This window comes from Cryobacterium sp. GrIS_2_6 (assembly GCF_035984545.1).
Taxonomy (GTDB): domain Bacteria; phylum Actinomycetota; class Actinomycetes; order Actinomycetales; family Microbacteriaceae; genus Cryobacterium.
On the sequence record NZ_JAXCHP010000001.1, the window covers coordinates 1561919 to 1587320 of the forward strand.

Annotated in this window: 24 protein-coding genes; 4 read left to right on the forward strand and 20 right to left on the reverse strand. The window is 68.4% G+C overall.

Annotation, left to right across the window (positions count from 1 at the left end; genetic code table 11):
- Window positions 1-8 precede the first annotated feature (8 nt).
- The 10 genes from RCH22_RS07840 to hrcA all read right to left on the reverse strand — a co-directional run bounded on the left by RCH22_RS07840 (window position 9) and on the right by hrcA (window position 11160).
- Window positions 9-2591 carry a DUF2156 domain-containing protein gene (locus RCH22_RS07840; RefSeq protein ID WP_327013478.1) on the reverse strand — a complete coding sequence of 861 codons (2583 nt, stop codon included), beginning with the start codon at window positions 2589-2591 and terminating at the stop codon, window positions 9-11.
- Window positions 2588-3850, reverse strand: coding sequence for an alpha/beta hydrolase-fold protein (locus RCH22_RS07845; protein ID WP_327013479.1), 1263 nt, complete (start codon window positions 3848-3850; stop codon window positions 2588-2590). Before RCH22_RS07845 ends, RCH22_RS07840 begins: the two co-directional genes overlap by 4 nt.
- Window positions 3851-3984: 134 nt before the next feature.
- Window positions 3985-4887, reverse strand: a complete 903-nt coding sequence (gene era, locus RCH22_RS07850; protein WP_134533434.1) for a GTPase Era — start codon at window positions 4885-4887, stop codon at window positions 3985-3987.
- Window positions 4871-6199 carry a hemolysin family protein gene (locus RCH22_RS07855; protein ID WP_327013480.1) on the reverse strand — a complete coding sequence of 443 codons (1329 nt, stop codon included), beginning with the start codon at window positions 6197-6199 and terminating at the stop codon, window positions 4871-4873. Before RCH22_RS07855 ends, era begins: the two co-directional genes overlap by 17 nt.
- The gene (gene ybeY / locus RCH22_RS07860; RefSeq protein WP_134446053.1) at window positions 6196-6663 is read right to left on the reverse strand and encodes an rRNA maturation RNase YbeY; all 468 of its coding nucleotides are present in this window, start codon (window positions 6661-6663) and stop codon (window positions 6196-6198) included. Before ybeY ends, RCH22_RS07855 begins: the two co-directional genes overlap by 4 nt.
- Window positions 6660-7676, reverse strand: a complete 1017-nt coding sequence (locus RCH22_RS07865; RefSeq protein ID WP_327015474.1) for a PhoH family protein — start codon at window positions 7674-7676, stop codon at window positions 6660-6662. The genes ybeY and RCH22_RS07865 overlap by 4 nt, the downstream gene beginning before the upstream one ends.
- Before the next feature lie 91 nt (window positions 7677-7767).
- On the reverse strand, window positions 7768-8157 hold the full coding sequence (locus RCH22_RS07870) for an HIT domain-containing protein (protein WP_327013481.1): 390 nt from the start codon (window positions 8155-8157) through the stop codon (window positions 7768-7770).
- A 36-nt stretch (window positions 8158-8193) separates the two neighbouring features.
- A complete protein-coding gene (locus RCH22_RS07875; protein ID WP_327013482.1) occupies window positions 8194-8967 on the reverse strand; it encodes a 16S rRNA (uracil(1498)-N(3))-methyltransferase in 774 nt (257 codons plus the stop codon).
- Between the two features lie 4 nt (window positions 8968-8971).
- Window positions 8972-10084: a molecular chaperone DnaJ gene (dnaJ, locus tag RCH22_RS07880; RefSeq protein ID WP_327013483.1), complete on the reverse strand. Its 1113-nt coding sequence runs from the start codon at window positions 10082-10084 to the stop codon at window positions 8972-8974.
- A gap of 62 nt (window positions 10085-10146) precedes the next feature.
- Window positions 10147-11160: a heat-inducible transcriptional repressor HrcA gene (hrcA, locus tag RCH22_RS07885; RefSeq protein ID WP_327013484.1), complete on the reverse strand. Its 1014-nt coding sequence runs from the start codon at window positions 11158-11160 to the stop codon at window positions 10147-10149.
- Between the two features lie 167 nt (window positions 11161-11327).
- Here hrcA and RCH22_RS07890 point away from each other — a divergent pair, with 167 nt between their 5' ends.
- Complete coding sequence (locus tag RCH22_RS07890) at window positions 11328-11750, forward strand: DUF4870 domain-containing protein (RefSeq protein ID WP_327013485.1); 423 nt, start codon at window positions 11328-11330, stop codon at window positions 11748-11750.
- An 81-nt stretch (window positions 11751-11831) separates the two neighbouring features.
- The gene (locus tag RCH22_RS07895) at window positions 11832-12206 is read left to right on the forward strand and encodes a DUF4870 domain-containing protein (RefSeq protein WP_327013486.1); all 375 of its coding nucleotides are present in this window, start codon (window positions 11832-11834) and stop codon (window positions 12204-12206) included.
- Window positions 12207-12217: 11 nt separating this feature from the next.
- Here the strand turns inward: RCH22_RS07895 and hemW are convergent, their stop codons facing one another.
- The 3 genes from hemW to lepA are packed head-to-tail and all read right to left on the reverse strand — an operon-like array spanning window position 12218 to window position 15952.
- Window positions 12218-13444 (reverse strand): radical SAM family heme chaperone HemW, encoded by a 1227-nt coding sequence (gene hemW, locus RCH22_RS07900; RefSeq protein ID WP_327013487.1) that lies wholly within the window; start codon window positions 13442-13444, stop codon window positions 12218-12220.
- A gap of 2 nt (window positions 13445-13446) precedes the next feature.
- Window positions 13447-14094 (reverse strand): DUF1990 domain-containing protein, encoded by a 648-nt coding sequence (locus RCH22_RS07905; RefSeq protein WP_327013488.1) that lies wholly within the window; start codon window positions 14092-14094, stop codon window positions 13447-13449.
- Between the two features lie 4 nt (window positions 14095-14098).
- Window positions 14099-15952: a translation elongation factor 4 gene (lepA, locus tag RCH22_RS07910; RefSeq protein WP_134533414.1), complete on the reverse strand. Its 1854-nt coding sequence runs from the start codon at window positions 15950-15952 to the stop codon at window positions 14099-14101.
- A gap of 135 nt (window positions 15953-16087) precedes the next feature.
- On the opposite strand from lepA, the gene RCH22_RS07915 reads away from it, so the two are divergent.
- Both RCH22_RS07915 and rpsT read left to right on the forward strand, forming a co-directional pair.
- Complete coding sequence (locus tag RCH22_RS07915) at window positions 16088-16522, forward strand: alpha/beta hydrolase (protein WP_327013489.1); 435 nt, start codon at window positions 16088-16090, stop codon at window positions 16520-16522.
- Window positions 16523-16688: 166 nt separating this feature from the next.
- Complete coding sequence (rpsT, locus tag RCH22_RS07920) at window positions 16689-16952, forward strand: 30S ribosomal protein S20 (RefSeq protein ID WP_134446062.1); 264 nt, start codon at window positions 16689-16691, stop codon at window positions 16950-16952.
- 78 nt (window positions 16953-17030) lie between these two features.
- Here rpsT and RCH22_RS07925 read toward each other — a convergent pair whose 3' ends face one another.
- From RCH22_RS07925 to RCH22_RS07955, 7 genes are all read right to left on the reverse strand, one after another.
- Complete coding sequence (locus RCH22_RS07925; RefSeq protein ID WP_327013490.1) at window positions 17031-17861, reverse strand: ABC transporter permease; 831 nt, start codon at window positions 17859-17861, stop codon at window positions 17031-17033.
- Window positions 17858-18838 carry an ATP-binding cassette domain-containing protein gene (locus tag RCH22_RS07930; protein WP_327013491.1) on the reverse strand — a complete coding sequence of 327 codons (981 nt, stop codon included), beginning with the start codon at window positions 18836-18838 and terminating at the stop codon, window positions 17858-17860. The genes RCH22_RS07925 and RCH22_RS07930 overlap by 4 nt, the downstream gene beginning before the upstream one ends.
- A gap of 156 nt (window positions 18839-18994) precedes the next feature.
- Window positions 18995-19840 (reverse strand): DUF4097 family beta strand repeat-containing protein, encoded by an 846-nt coding sequence (locus RCH22_RS07935; RefSeq protein ID WP_327013492.1) that lies wholly within the window; start codon window positions 19838-19840, stop codon window positions 18995-18997.
- Between the two features lie 93 nt (window positions 19841-19933).
- Window positions 19934-20422 carry a histidine kinase gene (locus RCH22_RS07940; protein ID WP_327013493.1) on the reverse strand — a complete coding sequence of 163 codons (489 nt, stop codon included), beginning with the start codon at window positions 20420-20422 and terminating at the stop codon, window positions 19934-19936.
- 96 nt (window positions 20423-20518) lie between these two features.
- Window positions 20519-21556 (reverse strand): DNA polymerase III subunit delta, encoded by a 1038-nt coding sequence (holA, locus tag RCH22_RS07945; RefSeq protein ID WP_327013494.1) that lies wholly within the window; start codon window positions 21554-21556, stop codon window positions 20519-20521.
- A 50-nt stretch (window positions 21557-21606) separates the two neighbouring features.
- Window positions 21607-22260 (reverse strand): hypothetical protein, encoded by a 654-nt coding sequence (locus RCH22_RS07950; protein WP_327013495.1) that lies wholly within the window; start codon window positions 22258-22260, stop codon window positions 21607-21609.
- 414 nt (window positions 22261-22674) lie between these two features.
- Window positions 22675-25362, reverse strand: coding sequence for a ComEC/Rec2 family competence protein (locus tag RCH22_RS07955; RefSeq protein ID WP_327013496.1), 2688 nt, complete (start codon window positions 25360-25362; stop codon window positions 22675-22677).
- Window positions 25363-25402 lie beyond the last annotated feature (40 nt).

Genomic DNA, 25402 nt, shown 5'->3' on the forward strand with positions numbered 1-25402 from the left:
TGGTCTGGTCAGGTCAGGCTCCTGGCGAAAGCAAGGGCTTCCCGCACGGAGAGAGCCGGCAGATACGCGCGTGCCAGTGCGAGCCCGATCGCAGGAAGGGCGACCGGGTCAGGGAAGGCCATGAAGAGCGGGTGGAACTCGGGCTGGAACTTCCGTTTGAAGGCGAGAAGCGAACGGAACCCGTAGACGGGCTCCAGGCTGCGCCCGAGGAAGTCGATGAACCGGGAGGCGAGGCTCGACGGCCGGTTGTCGCCGTCGCCCGCGCCGGTCTGGGCGAGCGGGGCCGCGGAGAGGCTCAGGAATTCGATCTCCGGCTGTTCGCTCATCTGCCGGGCGGTCTGCGCGATCAGGAATTCCATCACGCCGTTCATGCTGTCCGGGCGCCGCCGCATGAAGTCGAGCGTCCAGCCGATCACCTTCCCGTCCCGGTAGCTCGGGAGCCAGCTGGTCACGGCGTGCACGACCTGGCCTTCGTCGATCGCCAGCATGAGCCGGACAGCGGGGTCGCGGAGCTCGTCGAGTCCGCCGAGGGTGAAGCCCAGTTCGGGGAGTTCCTTCTCCTGCACCCAGAGCTCGGAAATCTCGGCGATCTGCACGTTCTCGAGCACTGGCAGCGCGCGGTACGTTGTCCATTCCGCGCGCACTCCGGCACGTTCCGCCCGGTTGATCGACGAGCGGATGTCCTGCCACTTCTTCCCTGTTGTGTCCCAGCCCCGGGGCCTCAGGATCGTCTCTTCGCCGATCCCCATGGTCTGCCAGCCCATCCGGGCGAAAGTCGCCTGCCAGCTGCCGTGCAGGCTGTAGAAGACCGGGACCCAGCCGTGGTCGTCGCACATGGTGGCGAAGTCGGCAATCGCCCGCGCAGCGTCTTCGACGGGTCCGACCGGCTCCGTCGTTGTGATGGCGACGCCGGCCTCCACTCGATACGCGATCGCGGTCGATCCGGAAGCGTTGAACCACAGTGAGTTCCCCTCCCACGTGGTCATGTATGCGAGGGAGCCTCCACCGCCCCTGCTGAGGATGGCCCGCAGCCGAGCCGCATCGTCGCTCCGGCCGCCGGCGACGGTGCTGCGCATGCACTGGATCGCCCCGACGATGACGATCGCCCAGAACACCGGTCCGACCCACTGGTAGAGCATGGTCGACGCCCAGTCTGTCGGCAGGAACGAGAGTCGTTCGAGTCGGAGGAAGCCGACGGGAATGAACCGTTCCGGGACGTCGCTGACGAGGTCCACGAGGTTCACGGCGGGGGTGAATCGGTCCATGAGCGCGAGTCCCCCGATGACGTACACGGCCGAGAGGCCGAAGAAGGAGACCACGGTCGTCACGAAGAAGCGCCGGAGCCTGCCCGGCCTGCTGCGCACGGGGAAGCGGCGCAGGTTCACGATGATCAGCACCGCTGTTGCCAGCGGAACCAGCACCGACACGACGAGCACGACGGCGACCTCCCAGTACTGAAACGACCGCCAGTGCCAGACGTACGGCTGGCCGGAGATCGGCAGGAGGCCGTAGTACCAGGCGCCGAGAACGGCCATGCCGGTGTTCACGACGATCGCGAGCCAGGCCGCGAATCGTCTCCCCCGCAGGACTCCGAAGGCGGCGATGAGCAGGGTGAGGAGCGGCAGGAGCGAGACGAGCACCGGCCCCACGCCGGCGACCCTCTCGAGGGTCAGTTCGTGCACGCACTGCCGGGTGATATCGCCCAGGAGGCACCGGTCCACGACATCGGTGACGGACGGCACGCCCTGGGTGAGCAGGAGTCCGAGCGGCGCGAGGAGGCCGAACCGCGTTCCGGAGAAGATCGTGATCACCGGGCCGACGGCGAGGATGCCGAGCACGGAGGCGAGGAGTGTCCGCGCCTCGCGGTGCGAACTGCGGCGCCAGGTCAGGTCGATCCGCCGGGGCCGGAAGACGGCCCCGAGCGCGAGACCTGCGACGGCCCCGAGAAGTCGGTACACGTCTGAGGGCTGGCCGGAGTAGAGCACGAGCACGAGCGCGACCATCAGGGTGAATACGCGGATGCGTCGCCGCCAGAGCGGCCCTGCGAAGCTGCTCGCCGCCATGATCGTGCCGAAGATCGGCGTGAACGGGTCGAGCGCCCAGAGTTCGCTGACGCCCCGTGACCACATCTCTCCGCTCGCGACACCCGCGTCCTGCAGCAGGAGACCGATCCCGGTGCCGAGGATGGCCGTCGACAGGAAGGCGATGACCGTTCGGCCACTGCCGAGGAGACGCTCGGCACAGCCGAGGACCACGAGGGTCGCGAGGATCGCGAGCAGGAGTTCCGCGAGGTTGTCAACGAGGAACACGCTCGTGATCGGTGACCACCAGTGCCCGCCGTCGATGACCGACTCGTATCCGGTGCCGAACCAGAGCCGGATCCACCGCGACGGCCCCTGGACGATACCCGTCGAAAGCGCGAGGACGAGCAGGATGAGCGCGTAGCCGAGGGACACCGGCTGTGTCCTGAGCCGTCGCCAGACGACCCGGATGCTCACGGCTAGACCGTCTCCGGCCCGGGAGAGCCGCCCGGGTTCGGCTTTTCCGCCGGCACCGCGGGAGCCTGCGGTGGACGTCGATAAGGCGTTCACGGGGTCACCACGAGTCCGGTGCGGGCAGCGATGAGCGGCAAGGCCGTCGTCCAGGCGAACTGCACGGTGTGCCAGTCGTGAGCGGTCCCTGGCGAGACGATAAGGTCCGTTCCTGCGCCGGCCATGGTCGCCGCGGCGTCGAGGGTGTTCGCCCAGGCCAGGAAACGCGTGTCACCTGCCCCGACGGCGAAGATGATGTGCAGGTTGGAATAGGGGGCGTGCGCAGCGAGGACCGCGGCCGGCGCCGCGGCCGCGTATGCGGTGGCACTGCCGGCGAACCCGGTCTGGATCGTGTGTGCGGCATCCCCGTTCCTGGGCACGAGCTCGCCTGAGATGTCGAGAATGGTGCCGAAGAGCTCTGGGTGCGCCGCGCCGAGCTGGATGGAACAGGTGCCGCCCTGCGAGAACCCCGCAAGGGTCCACCCGGCGGGGCTTGCGGCGACCGAGAAGGTGGATCGGATCCAGGCGGGCACGTCGACAGTGAGGTAGCTGGCACTGTTGCCGAGTACGGAGTCGACGCACATCGGATTGCGGTCCGCTGCCCCCAGTTGGTCAGGGACGACAACGATGGGCGTCTGGCCGGCGTGGGCGGTAGCGTACGTGTCGAGGATGGCGTCGAGTTTTCCTGCGGTGAAGACGTCTGCCGGTGTTCCCGGCTGGCCGGAGAGCATCACGACGACGGGGAGCACGGGAGGATGCGCCGTGCGGGCGGCGGCCGGCAGGTACACGATGGCCGGGCGGGCGTCGAAGCCGGATACGGTTGCCGGAATCGTGACGGTGCCGATGCTGCCCGCGGTCGCCCCCACGCTGCTCGCGGTGACGGCGGTCCCGCCCAAGTCGAGCGCGCCGTAGAGCGGAAATCCGAGTGCCGCGCGCACCGTGGTGTACTGACCGAAGTCGGCGTTGATGCCGGCTGCGGCGGCGAGGAGGCAGAGCGGAATCACGGCGATCGCGACGCCCCGCCGCCAGCCACGGCCTGCCAGAGTGTTGATCGCGAGACCGATCCCGGCGAAAACGGCCACGACCCAGCCGCGGGTCACCATCGACAGCGACACACCGAAAAGGTCCCAGACATCGCTCGTCAGCCAGGCGAGGACCCAGCCGAAGAGCGCCCCTGCTGAGAGACTCGCGGCGACACGGAAGAAGGCGATTCCGCTGTACAGGCGGACGAGCACGAGGAGGACGGCGAGCCCGGCAAGGACGTAGAGGACCACGACGACGGGCCCAGCAACGATGCTGATGTCAAGCAATGCGGCCATCTCGGTTTCCTCCCTCCCTACCCTCACACTCCGAGGGACGGCCTTTCGGCCAAATCGACGGTTCTGAGCAATAGCTCAGGGAAGGATGCTGGCAGGCCTGTCCGTCCCCAGCAAAGGTTCAGGGCGAAGCACCTCTAGAACCCGAGCCGGCCGAGCTGCTTCGGGTCGCGCTGCCATTCCTTGGCAACCTTGACCCGGAGGGACAGGAAGACCCGCTTGCCGACGAGCGGTTCGATCTGCTTGCGCGCCCGCACCCCGACGTCCTTGAGCCGGCTGCCGGACTTGCCGATGATGATGCCTTTCTGGCTGTCCCGCTCGACGAAAAGGTTGGCGTAGACCTCGACGAGTTCCTGGTCGTCGCGTTCGATGATGTCGTCGATCGTCACGGCGATGGAGTGCGGCAGTTCGTCGGTGACGCCCTCGAGAGCCGCCTCACGGATGTACTCGGAGATACGCGATTCGAGGCTTTCGTCCGTGACGGCATCCGCAGGGTAGAGCGGGGCGTCGGAGAGCGGCAGGAGGCGCAGGAGCTCGGCGGCGAGGATGTCGAGCTGGATGCGGCTCGTCGACGAGATCGGCACGATCGCTTCCCAGTCCCGGAGTGCGGACACCGCGAGCAGCTGGTTCGCGACGCTCGTCTTCGAGGAGAGGTCGATCTTGGTCACAATCGCGACCTTGCGGGCGCGCGGGAAGTTGTCGAGCTGCTCGTTGATGAAGCGGTCCCCCGGGCCGATCGGCTCGTTGGCGGGGATGCACAGGCCCACCACGTCGACACCGGCGAGGGTGGACTGGACGAGGCTGTTGAGTCGCTCGCCGAGCAGGGTCCGCGGCTTGTGGATGCCCGGCGTGTCGACGAGGATCAGCTGGCCGTCCTTCTGGTGCACGATCCCGCGGATGGCCCGCCGGGTCGTCTGCGGCTTCGACGAGGTGATGGCGACCTTCTCACCGACCAGGGCATTGGTGAGGGTCGATTTGCCCACGTTGGGTCGGCCGACGAACGACACGAACCCCGCCCGGAAATCATTTTCTGTGGTCATGACCGTTTACTCCCTCATCGTCCGTCACTCCGAGGAATGCGGTCTGCGCCTCGATCAGCGCTTCGTCTCGTTGGACCAGCACTGTGCTGATCCGTTTGCGGCGGCCCTCCGTGCGTTCCGCGGTGAGGACCAACCCGCTCGTTCGTGCGACCGACCCGGCAACGGGCAGTCGTCCGAGTGCCTTGGCCAGCAGTCCGCCGACAGAATCGACCTCGTCGTCGTCGAGTTCGAGGTCGAACAGTTCGCCGAGTTCATCGACCGGGAGCCGGGCGCTGACCCGGAACCGGCCGTTGCCGAGGTCTTCGACCTCGACGACATCACGGTCGTACTCGTCGGAAATGTCGCCGACGAGTTCTTCGATCAGGTCTTCAAGCGTGACCAGACCCGCTATGCCACCATACTCGTCGACGACCATGGCGAGATGGTTCGACTCGAGCTGCATCTGCCGGAGCAGCTCGTCAGCCTTCTTCGACTCGGGGACGAACACGGCGGGCCGGGCGAGGTCGCCGACGGTGAGGCTCTCGATGTTCGGCGGGCGCTCGTAGACGAGCCGGGCGACGTCACGGAGGTACACGATGCCCGTGACATCGTCGACTTCGCCGTCGATGACGGGCACTCGGGAGAAGCCCTTGCTCAGGAAGAGGCCCATCGCCTCGCCGAGGGAGGCATCGATCTCCATCGTCACCATGTCAGTGCGCGGGATCATGACCTCGCGGACGACGGTGTCGTTGAACTCGAAGATCGAGTGGATGAGTTCCCGGTCGTCCTCCTCGAGGACGTCGAGCTCGGTGGCCTCGTCGACCATGCTGAGCAGCTGGTCTTCCGAGGTGAAGGTCGCGAGCCGGGTGCGCCCCGGGGTGACCCGGTTGCCGAGGGCGACGAGGGCGTTCGCGATCGGGCCGAGGAGTACGCGCAGGAAGTGCACGAGCGGCGCGGTCCCGGCCAGCAACCCGTTCGGGTGCGCCCTGCCGACACTGCGCGGACTCGCGCCCACGAGAACGAACGACACGGCCGTCATCAGGGCCGCGGACAGCACGAGGGCGAGCCAGAGCTGCTCGATCGTGGTGGCGAAGACGAGGGTCACGAGCACCGCGGAGGTCGTCTCTGCGATGATCCGCATGAAGCTGATCGCATTGAGGTGGGCGCCGGTGTCCGCGGAGATCGCGCGGAGGGACCGTTTCGCCCGGTGGGTCTCGGCGAGTTCGGCGATGTCGACGCGGGAGAGGGCGAGGATGGCGGAATCGACGGCGGCCATCAGGCCGCCGAAGGCGACCAGGACGATGGCCGCCACGAGAAACCACCCGATGCTCATCGCGCGCGGCGGCGTTCCTGCATGGCGAAGCCGATCAGGATGTCGCGCTGGATCCCGAACATTTCCTTCTCCTCGTCGGGCTCCGCGTGGTCGAAGCCGAGAAGGTGCAGGATCCCGTGCGCGGTCAGCAAGAGGAGCTCGTCAAGCGTCGAGTGCCCGGCCGTCTCGGCCTGGCCCTGGGCGACCTGCGGGCAGAGCACGATGTCACCAAGAAGGCCGGCCGGCGTTTCGGCGTCTTCTGTGCCCGGCCTGAGTTCGTCCATCGGGAAACTCAGGACATCGGTGGGCCCCGGTTCATCCATCCACTGCACGTGCAGCTGCTCCATCGCGCCCTCGTCGACAAGGAGGATCGCGAGATCGGCGTCGGCGTGCACGTGCATGGTGTCGAGGGCGAAGGCCGCGAGGCGCTGGAGCGCGACCTCGTCGACCGGGATGTCGGATTCGTTGTTGATTTCAATGCTCATGAGGGTCTCCGTTTCGGAAAGCGGTCGCGGATGCCACCGGGGCGTTCTGGGCCGCGCTTGACGAACTCGTGGGCCTGTTCGCTTTCGATGCGCTGTGCCTGCCTGAGTGCGTCGTATTCGGTCCACGCGTCGACGATCCTGCCAACGAGGGAATGGCGTACGACATCCGCGCTCGTCAGGCGCACGAAGCGGATGTCGTCGACCGTGTCGAGCACCCGGGTCACAAGGCGCAGCCCGCTCGTGCCTGCGGGCAGGTCGATCTGGGTGACGTCGCCGGTGACGACCATCTTCGACCCGAAGCCGAGCCGGGTGAGGAACATCTTCATCTGTTCCGGCGTGGTGTTCTGCGCCTCGTCGAGGACGACGAAGGAGTTGTTCAGGGTACGGCCGCGCATGTAGGCGAGCGGGGCGACCTCGATCGTGCCTGCCGCGAGCAGTTTGGGCAGGAGTTCCGGTTCCATCATCTCGCCGAGTGCGTCGTAGAGCGGACGCAGGTAGGGGTCGATCTTGTCGGTCAGGGTGCCGGGCAAGAAGCCGAGGCGTTCCCCCGCTTCGACGGCCGGACGGGTGAGTATGATCCGGTCGACCTCCTTGCGCTGCAGGGCCTGGACGGCCTTCGCCATCGCGAGGTAGGTCTTGCCGGTTCCGGCGGGGCCGATCCCGAAAACGATCGTGTCGGTGTCGATGGCGTCGACGTATTCCTTCTGGCCGATCGTCTTCGCGCGGATGCTCTTGCCCCGTGAGGTGAGGATCGGCGGCCCGAGGCGAACGGAGGGGCTCGAGGTGCTGTCCTCGCCGAGCATGCGGGCGCTCGACTCGACCTCGGCCGGCGCGAGGTCACGGCCTTCGCGGATCATCACGAGCAATTCTTCGATCAGACGGCGAGCAGCGGCCACCTGGGTCGGCTCACCGGAGAGCGTCATCTCATTGCCGCGGACGTGCACGCTGACCGCGGGGTGTTCCTTCTCGATCGCGCCGAGCAGCCGGTCCTGGGCGCCGAGGAGGCGCACCATAGCGACCCCGTCAATGAGGATCCGGGTCTCGACCGTTGTTTCGGACGGGAGCGCACCGGAGGGCAGGAACGGCACGGACTTCTCTGACGGCTCAGACGGAACCAAGTGTTCCCTCCCCGAGCGAGCCGGTCGCCCCGTCCCCTGACGGTTTCAGGGCGAGCACGTGGGCGTGGACGTGGAACACGGTCTGTCCGGCGGCGGCGCCGGTATTGAAGACGAGGCGGAACTGTCCGTCGGAAAGCTCGGTGGCGACCCGACCGGCGACGGCAACGAGCTCGGCAAGGAGCCCGGGGTCGCCAGCGGCGAGCTCGACGACGTTGCGGAACGCCTCTGTCTTGGTCGTGATGACGACGTGCACGGGGGCCTGCGGGTTGATGTCGACGAATGCGATGATGTGTTCGGTCTCGGCGACGATGGTCGCGGGGATGTCGCGCGCGACGATGCGGCTGAATACGGAGGGTTCTGCGCCGGTTTCTGACATGGTTCTATCTTAAGCGGCAGGTCGCCCTGCCGGGGGTCACCACCGGTCGAGGGCGGCGTTGAGCACGGCGAGGGCGGCGGGCCCGGCCGTCGACGTGCGCAGCACTGTGTCGCCGAGGCGCACCCGCAAGGCCCCGGCGGCTTCGAGCATCTCGAGTTCCGAGGCGGCGATGCCCCCCTCCGGACCGACGACGAGCACGATGTCCCGCGCCGCGGTTGCCTGGACATCGGCCGCGTCGGCCGCGTCGTCAACCGACGGCAACCGGGTCAGCCGGATGTCGGCGGTGGGCTCGAGGAGGAGCATCCGCGTGCCCTGCGCCAGCACGGCGAGTTGTTTGGTGCTCGTGAGGTCGGCGACGTCGGGAAGCCAGGGCCGAATCGATTGCTTGGACGCCTCGCGTACGATGGCGCGCCAACGCTCCCTTCCCTTGACGACCTTCTGGCCCTCCCAGCGTGTCACCGAGCGGGCGGCCGCCCACGGAACGACGCCGTCGACGCCGAGTTCGGTCGCGGCCTGCACCGCCATCTCGTCGCGGTCGCCCTTGGCGAGTGCCTGCACAAGGCGGATGCGCGGGCTCGGCCTCGCGACGCTCCGCGCGCTGTCGATCCGCAGGGCCAGCCGTCCGGGCTCCGCCTCCTCGACGGTCGTCTCCAGGAGCAGGCCTGACCCGTTCCCGGCGATCAGGTGCTCCCCCGGCCGGACCCTGCTCACGGTGACCGCGTGCCTGGCCTCCGCACCGGTGATGGTCGCGACGGCTCCGACTGGGCAGTCCTCCGCGCGGAGGGACTCGTCGATGAAGAAGTGCGCCATCCGGTTAGACGCGGAACCGGTCGCGGAGCTTCGCGAAGAGTCCCTGCTGCACCGCACTGAGCGCGGGCGCCGGGGACTTGTGCCTCGCGGCGAACTGTTCGATCAGTTCCCGCTCCTTGTGGTCGAGCTTGGTCGGCGTCACGACGTGGATTCCCACCTTGAGGTCGCCGCGGCCATTGCCGCGGAGGCGCGAGACTCCGCGGTCCTTGACCGTGATGACTTCGGAGCCCTGCACTCCGGCACGGATCTCGACGGTGATGTCCCCGTCGAGGGCCTTGACCGTTGTGGTCGTGCCGAGGATCGCATCCGTCATGGGCACGTCGAGGGTGCAGAGCAGGTCGTCACCGTCGCGGCTGAACACGTCGTGGTGGCGAACCTTCATTTCGAGGTACAGGTCGCCATTGGGGCCGCCGGCCGGTCCGGCCTCTCCGCTCCCGGGCATCTGCAGGCGCAGGCCGGTGTCGACGCCGGCGGGGATGTCGACCGGAACCGTGCGGCGGGCGCGGACGCGGCCCTGGCCCTGGCAGGTCACGCACGGGGTTGCGATGATCGTGCCGAAACCGCGGCAGGAGCCGCAGGGGCTCGAGGTCATCACATTGCCGAGCAGGGAGCGCACGGCGCGCTGGATGGTGCCGGTGCCGTGGCAGATGTCGCACGTGACGGGGGCGGTTCCCGGCTGGCAGCAGGTTCCGCTGCAGGTCGCGCAGACGATGGCCGTGTCGACCTCGAGGTCGCGGTGGGTTCCGAAGATGATCTCGTCGAGGTCGAGTTCGACCCGGATCAGGGCGTCCTGGCCGCGTTCGCGGCGAGACTTCGGTCCACGGCTGCCGCCGCCTCCTCCGAAGAAGGTCTCGAAGATGTCGCCGAAGTTGCCGAAGTTGCCGTCGAACCCGGCGTTTCCGCCCGTGCGGCCGTTGCCGCCGTGGTCGTAGTTGTCGCGCTGCTTCGGGTCGCTCAGCACGTCGTAGGCGTGCGTGACGAGCTTGAACCGCTCCGACGCGTCTGCGCCGGGGTTCACGTCGGGGTGGAGCTGGCGGGCGAGGCGCCGGTACGCCTTCTTGATTTCGTCGGTAGTGGCATCGCGGGCGACGCCGAGTACTTCGTAATGGTCAGCCAAAGCTGGCTCTCCTAGGTCTGTTTTCGTAGGTGTGCGGCGTGGGGGCTGGTCGAGGGACTCGCCTATTCGAGCAGGCGGGACAGGTAGCGGGCGACGGCACGGACGGCCGCCATGTTGTTCGAGTAGTCCATCCGGGTGGGGCCCAGGACGCCGAGGCGGGCAAGGTCTCCACCCTGCGAGCTGTAGCCGCTGGTCAGCACGCTGGTCTCGGAGAGGCCGAATGGCGCGTTCTCCCTGCCGATACTCACCGACACCCCGTGCTGGTCTGTCGCCATCTCGCCGAAGAGGCGCAGCAGGACGACCTGCTCCTCGATGGCCTCGAGCACCGGGTAGATGCTCCCGGTGAAGTCTTCCTCCGTGCGCACGAGGTTCGCGGCGCCGGCCATCACCAGCCGCTCCTGCCGGTTCGCACCCACCTGGTCGCGAAGGGTGAGGGTGACCAGGGAGACAACGTCCGGTTGCTCGCCGGCCAGGTCGGCGGCATCGGTGAGCGCGATCGCTGCTGCGCTCATGCTGAGGCCGACAACCGCGGCGTTGAGACGGGCGCGGAGGCGCACCAGCAGCTGCTCCTCGAGCGGCCGGGGCAACTCGATCACGCGTTGCTCGACCCGGCCGGCATCAGTGATCAGCACGGACAGGAGCCGGGTCTCCGAGAGCGCCACGAGCTCGATGTGGCGCACCTTCGCACGGGACAGCGAGGGGTACTGCACGAGCGCGACCTGGTGGGTGAGCTGGGAGAGCAACCGGACGCTGCGGGCGAGGACCTCGTCGAGGTCTGCGGACTGCCCGAGGAACGTTTCGATGGCCTGGCGCTGCGCCGCGGAGAGCGGGCGCAGATCGGCGAGGTGATCGACGAAGAGCCGGTACCCCTTGTCGGTCGGGATCCGCCCTGAGGAGGTGTGCGGGGCGATGATGAGCTCCTCCTCCTCGAGGAGAGCCATGTCATTGCGAATGGTCGCCGCCGACACTCCGAAGGAATGCCGGTCAACGATGGTTTTTGACCCGACGGGCTCGCGCGAGGCGACGTAGTCTTGAACAATGACCCGCAGAACTTCGAGGCTGCGATCCGAAACCATGACTGAATCGCCTCCTTTCCGGGTGACTGGGTGCCGGCGACTTTGGCACTCACAGCGTTTGACTGCCAATCATATCGCGACACACGGGGACACCCCCATTGCTAGCGGATGATTGGGCGCAGTACCTTGAGTCTTGTAACGGTCCCCCATCCGCACGGAAAGGCACGATGATGAGCAATTCAACCGGTAACAACGGCGACGATCCGAACCTGGGCCAGCGCCCCCCGCAGCAGCCATACCAGCCGGCAGCACCCACACCCGTTGCCGCTGCTCCCCTCACCGAGACCGAGGACCGCCAGTGGGCGTCCTTCGCGCACCTCGGCGGCATCATCGGCCCGCTCCCCTCCCTGATCATCTGGCTCGTGTTCAAGGATCGCGGTCGCTTCACCGCCCAGGAAGGCAAGGAAGCCCTGAACTTCCAGATCACGATCGCCATCCTCTACGTGATCGGCTCGATCCTCCCGTTCGTCGGTGCCCTGATCATCTTCGCCGCCTGGGTCGTGGCGATCATCTTCTCGATCCTCGGGTTCCTGAAGGCGAAGGACGGCCAGGCCTACCGCTACCCCTTCGCCCTGCGTCTCATCAAGTAGCGCAGCGACCGGCGGAACCTCAAACCACCCGGAGTATCTCGCGGGACAAGCACGACCAGATAACGCGTCCAAGGAGCCCGAATGTCCACACCACCCCCCGCCAATGCCTACCAGCCCGTTACGCCGATGAACCCGTCGGACGAACGCTTGTGGGCCACCCTGATCCACGTGGGCGGAATCCTCTTCGAGTTCGTGCCCGCGCTCATCGGTTACCTCGTGCTCAAGGACCGCGGCCCGTTCATCCGCGCGCACGCGGCGACGGCGCTCAACTTCCAGATCACCCTGGCCATCGCCTACGTGGTCAGCGGAGTGCTGACGCTGGCGCTGGTCGGGTTCCTGCTGCTGCCCGCCGTCTGGGTCCTGAGCGTTGTCTTCAGCATCATCGCTGCCCTCGCGGCCAACAAGGGCGAGTACTACACCTACCCGCTCACCCTCACCCTCAAGTTCGTAAGCTAGACCGCAGCACCTTAATCCGCGAGAAGCCGTCGTACGACGGCGTCCGCGAGAAGCCGTCCTCTCCTGGTCAGTTCGACCGTCCCGGACAGGGCGGCTTTCGCGTTGACGAGCTCATCGGCGATGAGACCGGCGACCTCGCGACGACCGAGCGGCGAAAGCGAGTCGATCCGGATACCCTCCCGGATGCGGGTGAGCAGCAGGACCCGCTCGACCTCGCGGGTGGTGTCGTCGAGGGTCTCTCGCCCTGCGGCCGGTGAGTCGCCGGCGAGGATCCGGTCGGCGTATGCGGAGGGGTGCTTGACGTTCCACCAGCGCACGCCGCCGACGTGGCTGTGCGCACCGGGTCCCACCCCCCACCAGTCCTGGCTGCGCCAGTATGCGAGGTTGTGCCTGGACCGGTGCGCGGCATCCGTCGCCCAGTTGCTGACCTCGTACCAGCCGTAGCCGGCCGCCTCGAGGAGTTCGTCGGCGAGTTCGTAGTACTCGGCCTGGGTGTCCTCGTCGACGGGGGCGAGTTCGCCGCGGCGGATCTGCCTTGCGAGCTTCGTGCCGTCCTCGACGATGAGCGAGTATGCGCTGATGTGGTTCGGGGACAGGCCGATGGCCTGTTCGAGGCTCGCGCGCCAGTCGGCGCCGGTCTCCCCCGGCGTTCCGTAGATGAGGTCGAGGCTGACGTCGAGCCCGGCGTCGCGGGCCCACCCGGTGACGAGCGGGATGCGTTCCGGGTCGTGGGTGCGCTCGAGGGTCGCGAGCACCCGGGGCACGGCGGACTGCATGCCGAAGGAGACCCTGGTGAAGCCGGCGGCGGCGAGGCTCGTGAGGTAGGCGGCGTCGACGGAGTCCGGGTTGGCTTCCGTGGTCACCTCCGCCCCCGCGGCGAGGCCCCAGGTGTCGCGGACGGCGTCGAGCATCCGCACCAGGTCCCCGGCGGGGAGCAGCGTCGGGGTGCCGCCGCCGAAGAACACCGTCGCGGCTTCCCTGCCCGGTACCCCCGAGTCGCGGAGGATGCGCCCTGCTGACTCGACCTCGGCGACGGCCTGTCCTGCGTAGTCGTGCTGGGACGCTCCGCGCAGCTCGGTCGCGGTGTAGGTGTTGAAGTCGCAGTAGCCGCAGCGCACCCGGCAGAACGGCACATGCAGGTACACGCCGAAGTCGCGCTCGGAGGCTCCGACGGCGGCGGATGCCGGGAGGAGGCCGTCGCGCGGGGCCGGATCGCCGAGGGGAAGGGCGCTGCCCATCGTCAGACCGCGCCGACCGGGTGCAGGGCGCGCAGGTAGCGGGCGGTGTACTTGGCCTGCTGCATGCGGACGATCGGCCAGGCGAGCCGGTAGTACCAGGTGCTCGGACGTGAGAAGGCCCGGATCGTCAGCCAGACGGAGTCGTCGGCCTGCCGGTCGACGATGAACGCCTCCTCGCCGCTCGCGGGGTGGCCGGCGAGGGTGCCGTAGCCGAAACCGATGCGGTCGGTCTCGTCGATGACGTAGACGACGCGTACGGGCGAGTCGACGGTGAACGGGCCCACCGCCACCGAGAGGCGCGCGGACATGCCGTTGACGATGTACGGGGTGCCGTCGTCGGCGAACGTCGCCTCGTCGACCGGGTGCTCCTGGTTCGCCGAGGGGGTGCCGTCGGCGTTGAATACGATCCCGGAGTACTGGACGCCGGTGCTCTGCTGGAGGTCGGTGACGGTCATGCCACTGCCGAGCTGCACGCCCCAGGTCATCAGGAGCGCGGCGGCGGTCCGGAACCGCACTTCACCGCTGCCGAGGCGCACGGTGCGTTCGAGCGGCCGGTAACCGCGCGGCGGGTACCGGAGCAGGTCAGAGGCGAGGGTGCCGCCGATCGCCGCATAGGTGACGGCCGCGTCGGTGAAGGTGGAACGCCGCATCCGCCTACTTCTTCTCTTTCTTGGCCGGCTCGTCCCCCGAGAGCGCGGCGATGAAGGCCTCCTGCGGCACCTCGACGCGGCCGACCATCTTCATGCGCTTCTTGCCCTCTTTCTGCTTCTCGAGCAGCTTGCGCTTGCGGGAGATGTCGCCGCCGTAACACTTGGCGAGGACGTCCTTGCGGATGGCGCTGATCGATTCGCGGGCGATGATGCGGGCGCCGATCGCGGCCTGGATCGGAACGTCGAACTGCTGCCGTGGGATGAGCTTCCGCAGCCGCCCGGTCATCAGCACGCCGTAGTCGTATGCCTTGTCGCGGTGCACGATGGCGCTGAACGCGTCCACCTGCTCGCCCTGGAGCAGGATGTCGACCTTGACCAGGTCTGCCTCCTGCGAGCCGATCGGTTCGTAGTCGAGCGAGGCGTACCCGGCGGTCTTGCTCTTCAGCTGGTCGAAGAAGTCGAAGACGATCTCACCGAGCGGCATCGTGTAGCGGATCTCGACCCGGTCCTCACCGAGGTATTCCATGCCGAGCAGGGTGCCGCGGCGGCCCTGGCAGAGCTCCATGATGACGCCGACGTAGTCCTTGGGCGCGAGGATCGCCGCCTTGACGATCGGTTCCTCGACCTTGGCGATCTTGCCGTCAGGGAACTCGCTCGGGTTCGTCACGGTGACGGTCTTCTTGTCGTCGGTCGAGACCTCGTAGATCACGCTCGGGGCCGTCGTGATCAGGTCGAGGTTGAACTCGCGGTCGAGGCGCTCGGTGATGATCTCGAGGTGCAGCAGCCCGAGGAACCCGCAGCGGAACCCGAAGCCGAGGGCGACGGATGTCTCCGGCTCGTAGACGAGGGAGGCATCGGAGAGCTTGAGCTTGTCAAGTGCTTCACGGAGGGCCGGGTAGTCGCTGCCGTCGATCGGGTACAGGCCGGAGAACACCATCGGCTTGGGCTCCGTGTAGCCGGGGAGGGCGACGGTTGCCGGGCGCAGCGCGGTCGTGACGGTGTCGCCGACCTTGGACTGGCGGACGTCCTTCACGCCGGTGATCAGGTAGCCGACCTCGCCGACGCCGAGACCCTTGCTCGGGGTCGGCTCCGGGCTCGTCACGCCGATCTCGAGGATCTCGTGCGTCGCCCGGGTGGACATCATCTGGATCTTCTCGCGCGGGCTGAGCTTGCCGTCGATCATGCGGACGTAGGTGACGACGCCGCGGTAGCTGTCGTAGACCGAGTCGAAGATCATCGCGCGGGCGGGGGCGTCCGGGTCGCCGACGGGGGCGGGAATGAGCCGGGTGGCACGGTCGAGCAGTTCGGCGACGCCGACTCCGGTCTTGCCCGAGACGCGCAGCACGTCCTCCGGCTTGCCGCCGATCAGGCTCGCGAGTTCCTTCGCGTACTTGTCGGGATCCGCGGCGGGGAGGTCGATCTTGTTGAGCACCGGGATGATCGTGAGGTCGTTCTCGAGGGCAAGGTAGAGGTTCGCGAGGGTCTGGGCTTCGATGCCCTGGGCCGCGTCGACGAGCAGGATGGCACCCTCGCAGGCCGCGAGGCTCCGGGAGACCTCGTAGGTGAAGTCGACATGACCGGGGGTGTCGATCATGTTGAGCGCGTAGGCCTGGCCGTCGAGTTCCCAGGGCATCCTCACGGCCTGGCTCTTGATCGTGATGCCGCGTTCGCGTTCGATGTCCATGCGGTCGAGGTACTGGGCCCGCATCAGGCGGTCGTCGACGACGCCGGTGATCTGCAGCATCCGGTCGGCGAGGGTGGACTTGCCGTGGTCGATGTGCGCGATGATGCAGAAGTTACGGATGAATGCCGGCGGTGTTGCGGCCGGCAGGAACGCCGTGAGGGGTCTGGGTGACATGATCCGGTAATTCTCCCATAGCTCAGGCCCGCCGCGGGTTTCGCCCGCGGAGAGCTCATCGCGCCCCACTAGGCTTTCCGATAATCGGCCGGGTCGCGCCGGCCCCTCTGGAGGACCGATGACAATCCCGAGCGGGTGATCGGTCTCGTGGCGGCGGCCTGCAGCTTCATTCCGGCCGGTCCGGGGCTTGAGATCTACCGGTGGTTGGCCAGAGTGATCCGTCGCCTCCCCCACCAGGGCCTGTGGATGCACACAACGCTTGTGCGCCTTCTGCTGCCCCGGGAGGGCGCGCTCGAAGCCCTCGCCGGCGGCGTGCCGCTCGGTGTCATGGATGCCGGACTCAGCGCGACCGCGACCCTCCAGCCCGTGCGGAGCCTGGCCGAATACCCCGGGCCGGTCTGGCTGGTCAACGGCGCCTTCGACCAGTTTCGCCTGCACGAGAAACGGTTCCTCGCCGCGTGCCCGAACGGGTATCTCATCGTCGTCCCCCGGGCCTCGCACCTGGTCAGCCTCGCCCAGCCGGACCGCTTCGCGGCGATCCTGGGCCGGATCCTGGCCGGGCTCCCATGAGGTTCGTGGCATTGATCGTCCGCCCCGATTGTCGGCCCGAGCGATTAACTGGTATCGTTGCCTGTTGGCTTGCGTGTTGGGTCCCACCCCACCACGATTTTGCCGTACGGCGCCCTCTACCGCCACGCGGCCCATCCGAACAAGAACCTAACGAAAGCGTATAAACGTGGCAAATATCAAGTCGCAGATCAAGCGAATTGGCACCAACAAGAAGGCCCAGGAGCGCAACAAGGCGGTCAAGAGCGAGTTCAAGACCGCCGTTCGCGCTGCGCGCCTCGCTGTCACCTCCGGCGACAAGGACAAGGCTGTCGCCAGCCTCGCGATTGCGTCGAAGAAGCTCGACAAGGCCGTCAGCAAGGGTGTCATCCACCGCAACCAGGCTGCAAACAAGAAGTCGGCGCTCGCCAAGTCCGTCGGCGCGCTCGTCTAGTCTCCGCACTACCCGGCCGGATTTCCGGCTCGCGAATAAGCCCCCGCCGAACGACGGGGGCTTTTTTCGTGTCTGCCGTCAGCGCACGGACTTGCGCTCGTAGAGCGCCATCGACCAGGCGTAGCCGACGAGAGCGAGCACGGCGCACCATCCGATCGCGAGCACCGGGTTCCAGCCGAGCGGGGTGCCGAGGAGCAGCCCGCGCAGGCTCTCGATGAACGGCGTGAACGGCTGGTACTGCGCGAACCACTGCAGCCACTCCGGCATCGAGGCCGTCGGCACGAAACCGCTGCCCAGAAGCGGCAGGAGGGTCAGCAGCAGGGGCAGGTTGCTGGCCGTCTCGACAGTCTTCGACTGCATTCCCATCGCGACGCCGAGCCAGCTCACCGCGAACGAGATGAGCACGATCAGGCCTGCCGCGGCAAGCCATTCCGCCGGACTCGCCGTGGGCCGGAATCCGATCAGGAGGCCGACGCCGAGCACGAGCACGACGGCGATGACGGACTGGACGGTGTTTCCGACCACGTGTCCGGCGAGGACCGCAGCCCGCGAGATCGACATGGTGCGGAAGCGTGCCGTGATTCCCTCCGTCATATCCATGGCGACGGTGATCGAGGCGCCGCCCGCACTGCCGGAGATCGTGATGAGGAGGATTCCGGGCATCACGTAGGCCAGGTAGGCATCGCGGCCGCCGGAGGCATCGACTCCGGGCAGGCCGGCCCCCAGCGTTCCGCCGAAGACGAACACGAGGATCAGCAGCGCCACCACGGGGCCGAGGATGGTGAACAGAGAGAGGCCGGGGTAGCGCACCATGTGCAGCAGGTTGCGCTGCAACATCGTGACGGTGTCTGCGATCACATGCGACCTCCGGCCAGGGGCCGGTGCGTGCGCGGCAGTGAGGGTGGTCATGATTCTGTTCCCTTCGTTCGAGCCGGTTCGACCGCACCGGCTTGGGCGGACCTGTTCGTGGTGGCGGTGAGGGCGAAGAAGACGTCGTCGAGATCGGGCGTGTGGATGCTCAGGTCCTCCATCGCGACGCCTGCGTTGTCGAGGCGGTCCAGGATGCCGCGCAGAGCGCCGACCGTGCCGTCGCCCGGCACGGTGAGCGCAAGCCCTGCCTCATCGCGAGTGGAGTCGCCAAGCAGGCGTGCGGCGGCGTCGAGCGCCGCCGCATCCGTGAACCGCAGCCGGATGTGGCCGCCGGGGACGAGGCGCTTGAGCTCGTCCGGGGTGCCGTTCGCGACGATCCGGCCGCCGTCGAGCACGGCGATGCGGTCGGCCAGCTCATCGGCCTCGTCGAGGTACTGGGTCGTGAGCAGCACCGTCGTGCCGTCCGTGACGAGGCCGCGCACGATGTCCCACATCGTGTGGCGGCTGCGCGGGTCCAGGCCGGAGGTCGGCTCGTCGAGGAAGAGCACACTCGGCGCCGCGACGAGCGTCATGGCGAGGTCGAGACGGCGACGCATCCCTCCGGAGTATGTGGCGAGCGGCTTCCGGGCGGACTCGTCGAGGTCGAACTGTTCGAGGAGTTCGGCCACCCGCCGGGCCCCGCGTTTCGGCCCCAGGTGCCGCAGCCTCGCCATCAGGCGGAGGTTCTCCTCACCGGTGAGCAGGCCGTCGACGGCCGAGAACTGGCCGGTGAGGCCGATCGCGGCGCGGACGCCGTCGTGGTCACCCACCACGTCGCATCCGTTGACAACGGCGGTTCCGCCGTCCGGTCGCACGAGCGTGGACAGGATGTGCACGGTCGTGGTCTTGCCCGCGCCGTTCGGGCCGAGCAGCGCCGTGACGGTGCCCGCCTCGACGCTGAGGTCGACCTGGTCGAGCACGGTCTTTCGGCCATAGGCCTTACGGAGCCCCTGGACGTCGATCGCCGGTCTGGTCATGTCTCTCATTCCTTTCTGCTGGGTGAGTGCCGTGCTGGTTTCTGTTGCTGGTCCACTGTTGCTGGTGAGTGCGCCGCCGGCTCTCTGGGCTGGCCCACTGCACGGTTTCCCGGGTGGTCGGGCCGGGGTGGCGGCCAGGGAGGCGGGATGGCCAGGTCAGCGGGCCCGTTCCACGGCGATGTCGCCGAAATGGGTGCGCGCACGGACAGAGACGGTGTGCTCGACGGCGTCGGGAGCCCGGTCACCGGCCAGTTCGTTGCGCACCCGCCCTTCCTTTGTGGCGAGGTCGAGCCAGGCGGGGATGCCCGGCCGGACGCCGACGGTCACCTGGCCGAAGCCGCTCTCGAGCTGGACCGAACCGCTCGACACGTCATGCAGGTGGATGCTGCCGTACGCGGTCTTCGCCGAGACGGAGGCGCGGGCCGTGGTGATGTCGAGGTCGCCGTAGGAGAGCTTCGCTTCGAGGTCGCCGCCGGATTCACCGATCAGGATGCTGCCGTGCGACGCCTTGAGGACGGCGTCACCGGTGACGGTGCCGATCCGGATCTGACCGTGGTCCGCCGTGATGTCGATGTCACCGTCTGCGGTGGTCACTGTCGCATTGCCGTGGGAGGCACGCAGCCACAGGTCGCCCGTGGTGTCGAGGTTCACGGCACCGGTCAACGCCTTGATGCGGGTCGCGCCGAGCCGACCGACGGTGCGCACGCCGCCGACGCTGATCTCGACGGTCAGCCGCGATCCGGTGGGCAACTCGACCTTCACATCGACGGACTCGGTCGGGCCGATCACGCTGAAGCGGGCCTTCGGCCCCGTGAGAGTCAACCGGCTGCCGTCGAACTCGACCCTGGTCTCCTCCGCGCCCCTGCGGTCGACGGCCTTCGCCGGGTTGGTCGGCGACACCGTCACGATCGTGTCTGTGCGGTCGCCGGCGAGCACCTCGACGATGCCGACGGGCAGGTTGATGGCAAGGTCGATGGGGCCGGGGGTACTGTATGCGGGCATGCTGGCGCGTCCCTTTCTGTGGGTGTGGTCTGTGACCGATGTGTGTGCCTGGTGCGGCGGGGTGGTGCTGATGGATGCCGGGGGTCGGGCCGGTCAGCGCGCCCAGCCCGCGAAGTTGTCCCCGGTGCGCAGCGTGCGCTGCGCGGAGCGGCGCTGACGGGGCTGGAGTGCGGCCGCAATCGCGCGGACGAGCCAGGTGTTGACGGAGAGCCCGTCGGCCGCCGCCGCCTCGTCCACCCGGGTCTTAAGTGCGTCCGGGAGACGGAGCGTCGTGCGGGAGGTGCTCGTGTCGTCGAGGTCGACGGCGGCGGGCTGCCGATCCTCGGCGTCGGACTCGGGGTTCGGCTGGGTGACCACGAACTCGATCTCGCGGCCTCGAAGTCGCAGGTCGACCGAACCGGGCGCGAGGTCACGGGTGATCTCGCCGACCGCGGCCGACAGGACGTCGAGGAGCACGAGCCTCGTCGCGGCATCCAGTCCGGTGGCGAGCAGTTCGGCGACGGCGCGGGTCTCCTCCGCGCCGTTCGCCGCGGTTTTCGCCAACTGGCGCTGCAGGTCGGTGACGTACTGTCCGAGTTCCATACCACCAGACTGACACCACGATGGTGTCATGTCAAGCGATTATGGTGTCACATTGCGGATTGGGCCGTGACGGGATGGCAGGGGTAGGTCGGCAGGTCAGTCCTCGCCGCGGCGGGCGATGACGCCGATGAGGCGTTCGAGGGCGAAAACGGGATCCCTTTCGGCGCCCTTGACCGCGGCATCCGCTTCGGCGAGGGCGACGATGCATCGCCCGAGTCCCTCGTCGGTCCAGCCGCGCAGGTCGCGCTGGGCGCGTTCGACCTGCCAGGGCGCCAGGCCGAGCTGGCCGGCGAGCTGGCCGGACCCGCCACGGGCGCCGTAGACCTTGGCCATCGTGCGGATCTTCATGGCGAACGCCGCGACGACGGGGACCGGATCTGCACCGGAGGCGAGCGCGTGCCGCAGGATGACGAGGGCGTCGCCATACTTGCCCGCGATCGCGGCGTCGGCGACCTTGAAGGCGTTCGCCTCGACGCGGCCGCCGTAGTACCGGTCGACCGTGGTTTCGGTGACCTCGGTCGTGGAGTCGGCGATGAGCTGCTGGCACGCCGCGGAGAGTTCGGCGAGGTCTCCGGAGAACGCAGCCACGAGGGCGCGCAGGGCACTGCCGCTCACCCGTTTGCCTGCCGTGCGGAATTCGGCCGCGGCGAAGTCGTGCCGGTCGGTGTCCTTCTTGAGTTCGGCGCAGACGATCTCGATGCCGCAGCCGAGACCGGACCGGATGGTGTCGAGGAGTTTCTTGCCGCGCACTCCTCCGGCGTGGCGGAGCACGACGTAGGTGTCGTCCGCGGGGTTCTCCAGGTAGTCGAGGGCTTCGGCGAGGAAGGTGTCGCTGCACTTCTCCACGTTGGTGACCCGGATCAGGCGCGGCTCCCCGAAGAGCGACGGGCTCGCCATCGTGAGCAGCTCACCGGGCGCGTAACTGTCGGCGAGCACGTCGCTGATCTCGAGGCTCGGGTCCTCGAGCTTGAGGAAGTCCCTCAGCTGCCGGATGGCCCGTTCGGCGAGGAAGGTCTCTGTGCCGGAGACGAGCACGATCGGAGCGGGACGGACCTCGTGCCAGGCGAGTTGCGGGATCGCGACGGCCTTGCCAGTGCGCGTGGTCTTGGCGGGTGCTGCGCTGCGGACGGCCACGCGAGTCCTCTCCCCTGGGCCTGCTCACGGGCGGGCTCAGGGTTTCCAGCCTAACCGGCACCGGGGACACTGGGCGGTGCGGAGAACCTCGAGCACTGGGCGGTCGGTGACCTTCCGTCCAACGCGAGTGTTCGCATCCAGGCCCTGAGGTCGTGGAGCGCGGTGATGGCGACGGCCCCGTGGTCAGCATTCGGATAGATGTGCGAAGTGACAGCGGTGCCATCGGATTGCCGGGCGGCGACGAAGCGCGCGGTGATCTTGGGCTTGATGAGCGTGTCTTTCGAACCCTGCGCGACGAAGAGCGGCACGGCCAGGTGACTGCCCGGCGAGTTCTCTGCGAGGAGCTCACTCCAGCCAGGCGCAGTGGCGGAGTCGGCGCTCGTGAATTTACCGATCAGCGGGGTCGCGATAGTGTGCAGCTCGCCGTTCTGGCCGAGCAGGCACAGCTTCGCCATCTGGGCAACAGCGGCGACTCCAGCCGGGCTCAGGATGCTCGCCGGCGGATCCTCGGGCAGCTGTGACGAGTACGCCCGAGCGTAGGAATCGAAGGCGTACGCACCGATCGTCACACCTGATACGTCGCCGATATCGGCATCGAGCAAGCTGGTCAGATCGGTTGCCGGGGCGGCGACACCGACACCGACACCGAGCAGAACAAGCTCAGGTGCGTAGTCGGTGGCGACGACGATGTAGCCGTTCGACAAAAGGTCTGTGAGCCCCTCGATAAGCGCAAACGGGGAGACTCTGCTGGACGGGGCACACCGCGGCGCCGTGCCCGTTGTCGGATGTGCCCATGACACGATCGTGCGCCCGCCGTTCGGATCCGAGCCATCCGGGACGATCACACTACCTGACACGAGGATGTCAGCACCGGCGACATCAGTGGAGTGAAAGAGCACCCGCCGCGCATCGGATCCAGACGGCGAACCGACCACGGGCTCGTACCGAACGAGGCGCCGAAGGAGCCGTCGGCGCGGCGACAACACCGGAGGCGGCTTCCCCGGCGCATCCGGTTCGATCCCACGGTTCTCCTCCGCTGGTGCGATCAGCTCATACCCGCCAGATTCTGCTTGTCGATGATCCTCCCCGTCAAGTCACAAGTGCAGGAACGCACTGGCTCACCCGCCCTTCTCCGTCCAGACCGTGAGGGCGCCTCCCCCAGCAGCGGCCGGCGCGACGACCGAGAGCCCCTGCCGGTCGGTGCGCACGGCGAGGGTGCCGACCGAGCGGAGCAGGTCGAGCAAGGAGGCGGTCGGGTGCCCGTAGCCGTTGTCGGCACCGACGGAGATAAGGCCCACGGTTGCGTGCAACTCGGCATAGAAGTGCGGGCTCTGGTCCCGGCTGCCGTGGTGGGCGACCTTGACGACGTCAACCCTGCCCGGTGCGGACACCCGGTCGAGCGCGTCCTGAGCGTCCTCGCCGAGGTCGCCGAGAAACACCGAGCGGATTCCGCGCCCGTCGAATTCGATCGTGACGCTCCCCGGGTTGCCGGTCTGCATCTCCGATCCGCCGCGCACGGGCCAGAGGATGTCCCAGCGCAGGCCGCCCAGCGTGCCCGAGTCGCCCTTCGCAGCTTGCCGCACCTCGGCGCCGCCCTCGGCGAGCCGGGCATGCAGCCGTTCGTCCTGCGCGTTCTCGGGGATGCCGATGAGTGCGGTACCGACCCGGCCGATCACGGCCGCGATTCCGCCGATGTGGTCCATGTCGTAGTGGGTCAGCACCAGCAGGTCGATCCGGTCGATCCCGAGCGAGCGCAGGCACTGCTTGAGCGGTTTCGGGTCCGGCCCGACGTCGACAAGGGCAAAGCGGTCCCGGTCGGCCCCGTGGTCCCTGACGACGACGGCATCTCCCTGGCCGATATCGCACGCTGCGATCTGCCAATCGGCGGGGAAGGTCAGGGCGCGGCCGATGCCCTTTCCGATCAGGGCGCCCGCATATCCGCCGACGACCAGCACGAGAACCACGAGCGCGACGGCCGACCAGCCGTCGAGCGTCGATCGGGTCCGGCAGGCGCCGCCTGCACCCGGCCGGAGGCGTCGCCGGAGTCTGCGCGAAAGCCTGTGCCGGAGTCTGTCCCGGAGTCCCCGCCGCTCGCCCTGCCGCGATCGAGGCGTGCCATCGACGTCGATGTCGCGCTCGCGCATTCGCTCCCCGATTCCTGCCGCTGACTCGGTCCCTGTGCCCTGACGCAGGAGCAACACGAGCACGGCGGCGCTGAGGAGCAGGGTCACGAGCACCCCCAACGGGCCACCGAGCCAGGGCAGGCTGCTGCCCGGCAGCGCCGCCGCGGTCCGCGCGACCGCGGCGATCCAAGCGGACGGGACCCACGCCGCCCAGAGAACGACGCCTGCCACGCCGGGGAGCCAGGGCAGCAGCAGGCACGCCGCGAGGCCGACGACCGTCGCGAGCGGGGCCGCCGGCTCGGCGAGCAGGTTGGCCGGAACGCCGTAGAGCGGAAAGGTCGGGCTCAGCAACACGAGCACGGGCTGGCAGGCCAGCTGCGCTGCGAGCGGGATCGCGATCAGGGCGGCGAGCCCGGTCGGCAGCCAGCGGGCCAGGGACCGGGTCAGCGGCCCGGCAAGCACGAGAAGCCCGCCGGTGGCGAGCACGGAGAGCGCGAATCCGTAGCTGCGGGAGAGCCAGGGGTCCGTCGCAAGCAGCACGATGACAGACAGCGCGAGCAGGGGCAGGCCGCGACCTGGCCTGCCGATGCCCAGTCCGATGAGGAGCACCGCCGCCATCACGGCGGCGCGCAGCACGCTCGGCTCTGGGGTGACGAGCACGACGAAGCCGAGCAGGACGCCGAGCGACAGGGTGATGCGCGCACCTCGCCCGAGCCGGAACCGGCCGAGCCTGAGCCTGGCGCCGAGCAGCATGATGATCGCGATCACGACCGCGCAATTCGCTCCGGAGACCGCGGTAAGGTGACTGAGCGAGCTGGACTTCATTGCCGCACCGAGGTCGTCACCGACGGCGCTCGTGTCTCCGATCGCGAGCCCGGGCAACAGCGCTCCCCCGTCGCCGGGGAGGGTTGCGGACGCGGCGGCGAAGCGGGCGCGCAATTCGTCGGCCCAGTCGAGCCACCACGGCGCTGCGGCGACGGGCACCGGTCGTCCGTCGCCGAAGACGAGCAGCGCTGCGGCGTCGCCCGGCTGGGTGGCCACGAGTGTCGCGTCCAGGCCAACGGTTGCACCGATCCGCAGGGAATAATCCCCCGCAGACCCCGCGGCGAACACGAGGACCGGCACGGACAGGCTGTCCCACGTGTCCCGCGCGGCTGCCACAGCCGAACCGGTCCCCGCGCGCAGTGCGACAAGGGTGCCCCGGAACCGGATGCGCCCGCCCCCTGCGTTGGCACCGGCACCCGCATCGGAACCACCGAATCCCGACAGTGCCGGGGCTCTGGCCGGCACGGAACCGACAACGATCCGCGCCGCGACAGACGCATGGGCCGCCGAGATCTGTGCGACCCCGGCCGGCAGCCGGGCGGGAGCCGCGACCGCGACGAGCGTGGCCAGGAGGGCCGCGGCCGTGCAGCAGACCAGGACGGTTCCGGAGCTCACCGTCCGGTTCGCGGGCAACCGGTTCGCGGGCAACCGGGTCGCCCGGCGCCGGATCGCCAGGCGGATCCCCGCGCCGGCCGCGGGACTGGACGCCGAGCGCGCGTGTCCCCTGCCCGCCATGAGGACCGCGTACCCGGCCACAGCGAGCACGGCCGCCCACAGGACCGCCGCGGTCGGCCCTGCGGACACCGGGGCTCCCGTGAGCCACCAGGCCGTTGCCCAGGCCGTTGCCGCGGGTATCACGAGGCGTGCGTCCGCCCTGGAACCACCTCCCGCCGGCGGT

What these genes read in the sequence shown, in the direction of transcription:
- RCH22_RS07845 (WP_327013479.1), bottom strand. Translation starts at nt 3,850, where the DNA reads ATGGCCGCATTGCTTGACATCAGCATCGTTGCTGGGCCCGTCGTCGTG.
- era (WP_134533434.1), bottom strand. Translation starts at nt 4,887, where the DNA reads ATGACCACAGAAAATGATTTCCGGGCGGGGTTCGTGTCGTTCGTCGGC.
- RCH22_RS07855 (WP_327013480.1), bottom strand. Translation starts at nt 6,199, where the DNA reads ATGAGCATCGGGTGGTTTCTCGTGGCGGCCATCGTCCTGGTCGCCTTC.
- ybeY (WP_134446053.1), bottom strand. Translation starts at nt 6,663, where the DNA reads ATGAGCATTGAAATCAACAACGAATCCGACATCCCGGTCGACGAGGTC.
- RCH22_RS07865 (WP_327015474.1), bottom strand. Translation starts at nt 7,676, where the DNA reads ATGGTGCGCCTCCTCGGCGCCCAGGACCGGCTGCTCGGCGCGATCGAG.
- RCH22_RS07870 (WP_327013481.1), bottom strand. Translation starts at nt 8,157, where the DNA reads ATGTCAGAAACCGGCGCAGAACCCTCCGTATTCAGCCGCATCGTCGCG.
- RCH22_RS07875 (WP_327013482.1), bottom strand. Translation starts at nt 8,967, where the DNA reads ATGGCGCACTTCTTCATCGACGAGTCCCTCCGCGCGGAGGACTGCCCA.
- hrcA (WP_327013484.1), bottom strand. Translation starts at nt 11,160, where the DNA reads ATGGTTTCGGATCGCAGCCTCGAAGTTCTGCGGGTCATTGTTCAAGAC.
- RCH22_RS07890 (WP_327013485.1), top strand. Translation starts at nt 11,328, where the DNA reads ATGATGAGCAATTCAACCGGTAACAACGGCGACGATCCGAACCTGGGC.
- RCH22_RS07895 (WP_327013486.1), top strand. Translation starts at nt 11,832, where the DNA reads ATGTCCACACCACCCCCCGCCAATGCCTACCAGCCCGTTACGCCGATG.
- hemW (WP_327013487.1), bottom strand. Translation starts at nt 13,444, where the DNA reads ATGGGCAGCGCCCTTCCCCTCGGCGATCCGGCCCCGCGCGACGGCCTC.
- RCH22_RS07905 (WP_327013488.1), bottom strand. Translation starts at nt 14,094, where the DNA reads ATGCGGCGTTCCACCTTCACCGACGCGGCCGTCACCTATGCGGCGATC.
- lepA (WP_134533414.1), bottom strand. Translation starts at nt 15,952, where the DNA reads ATGTCACCCAGACCCCTCACGGCGTTCCTGCCGGCCGCAACACCGCCG.
- RCH22_RS07925 (WP_327013490.1), bottom strand. Translation starts at nt 17,861, where the DNA reads ATGACCACCCTCACTGCCGCGCACGCACCGGCCCCTGGCCGGAGGTCG.
- RCH22_RS07930 (WP_327013491.1), bottom strand. Translation starts at nt 18,838, where the DNA reads ATGACCAGACCGGCGATCGACGTCCAGGGGCTCCGTAAGGCCTATGGC.
- RCH22_RS07935 (WP_327013492.1), bottom strand. Translation starts at nt 19,840, where the DNA reads ATGCCCGCATACAGTACCCCCGGCCCCATCGACCTTGCCATCAACCTG.
- RCH22_RS07940 (WP_327013493.1), bottom strand. Translation starts at nt 20,422, where the DNA reads ATGGAACTCGGACAGTACGTCACCGACCTGCAGCGCCAGTTGGCGAAA.